At 39.1% G+C, this 1,806-nt stretch carries 2 protein-coding genes and 1 pseudogene; all 3 read right to left on the reverse strand.

Annotated features, from left to right (window positions below; genetic code table 11):
- Positions 1 to 923, reverse strand: a 923-nt coding sequence (locus H5201_RS22345; protein ID WP_182785436.1) for a hypothetical protein, incomplete at its 3' end; no start/stop codon positions are given.
- Between the two features lie 52 nt (positions 924 to 975).
- Positions 976 to 1,260, reverse strand: a complete 285-nt coding sequence (locus H5201_RS22350; protein WP_182785437.1) for a hypothetical protein — start codon at positions 1,258 to 1,260, stop codon at positions 976 to 978.
- A 169-nt stretch (positions 1,261 to 1,429) separates the two neighbouring features.
- Positions 1,430 to 1,806: pseudogene (locus tag H5201_RS22355) on the reverse strand (hypothetical protein); the annotation flags it as partial.

Below are 1,806 nucleotides of genomic sequence, written 5' to 3' on the forward strand. Positions count from 1 at the left end.
GAGCCTACATTGCGCTCATTTGCACCAAAACAAACAATGTCTTCGTAAGGTAAATAAAACGGTTTTCTAAACAAAGTATGAGGGGTTTTTACAAGCCCGGTATGGCGATTAAAATAAAACTTATCTCGGTGCGATAATATGGCGCGGTGTTTTAAAGTGAAAAAACCCAAACCAAAGAGCGTTACATAGATTGAAGCCATCACCCAGAAATATTCAAACCCGTTCATAAAAATCGCAAAAATATGAAATAAGAAAGTCAATAAAGCCAGGCTCGTACAACCAAAGCCAAGAATAGTAAATAAGTTTGACCATCCTCCAAACCATGAAATAGCAAGTTGCTGCCCATCAGTGCGAACCCAGTGCCCCTCAAGCGTTGAGCCACTATCTGGGGATGAAAGCTTTGCTGTATATTCATCAGTAAAACGCTTACTTTTAAACGTACGGGTTTTAAACCCGCAGCCATTGAGTGCTTCGGCTTTTTTTAATCGCGCCTCATAACTGTCTTTATGCAAATAATCTCTTGGCAGCCTTTCTCTGTACTTAGTGGAGTTAGCCCGATAAATCGAGTCATTTCTTTGCTTAGTTCTCTCTGCTTTCTCTATTTCTGGATCTTTTTCTTCTTTACTTTTTCGATCTCTTCTTTCAGCATAGCTTTCATCAAGTGCTAATCGTTGAATGTTTTTATCTTTTGCATTAAGTGGTTTTTTTCTCGGGTTAAGTTGTTTCCATTCTTCTAGCTTCCTAATTCTTTCTGGCCTTTTTTCTTCATCCTCAGCAACAAACTTTGCTACGTGCTCATAATAGCGCCTATCGACTTCTTCTGGGTTTGCACGCATCCAGTCTTCGCGATCTTGATCTTCGCGCTTTCTTTCTTCTAACATTTCTTTTTTTATTTTTTCATGATCTAATTGATTTTCGCTCATTATTACTCCTTTATTTGCTGTACTTCTTGTAAATTTTTTATAACTTAGCTTTTTATAACTTAACAATGGCTTGGCTGATTACTTGGCCAATGCGGTGGCTATACTTGCGCTCATCGCCCCAAGAAAAGAACCCAGGCTTTTCACCTGCTTTGTAATATTCGATTGGTAAGCCATAAATACTATTAAACCCTTGAATTGTTGGTTGACCTTTACCACTGGGGTACACCGTGGCTTCTAGTTTGAGTTCTATCTGGTCGCCTGGCTGCAAACCAAATTCAGTCAAAAATGCATTGTAATTTATTTCTGCTTGCCACCCTGTTCGTGCAGGCTGAAGCATCCATATCGCATCTACTAATATGGGGGAATTGGGGGGGTTGTTTAAATACTCTATGCTTTGTGTAACGTGACATTTTTAATTGTATTATTTCTGCATATTTTTTGCATCTTCGACGTCATTGGAAATAAGCTAGACACCCATTTTAACTCCTATTCTAATTATAAGATGTTCAAGGTATTCCCATAAACAACTGCAGTGCTAAGCGCTTTGCTTTGTATTTCCATGTTAGTTTTTCGATACGCTCAGGCTCACCTTTAAAATGCAGCCAAGGTTTGGTTATTTCTTTGTTAGGTGTCGCTCTGAGCCAATTAAAATGCGCAGCCTCTTTATTGAATTTTTGCCAAATTTCGACTTGTTGAGCAAGCGAAAAGTCGCTCCAAAAATTATTGGGTCTGTCATTTTGCTTATCAAATTCAGCGGTGAGTTCATCAAGGTGGCGGCAGTTTTCATACTCAGGCACATCAGGCAGTGGTTGGTTGTTATCCATAAACCGCACTACTCGTTCCCAATATAAATAGCAGTTCATCGGGTTATTTGAGTTATCAG

This window comes from Pseudoalteromonas sp. SG43-6, from assembly GCF_014164365.1.
In the GTDB taxonomy this organism is placed as follows: domain Bacteria; phylum Pseudomonadota; class Gammaproteobacteria; order Enterobacterales; family Alteromonadaceae; genus Pseudoalteromonas; species Pseudoalteromonas rhizosphaerae.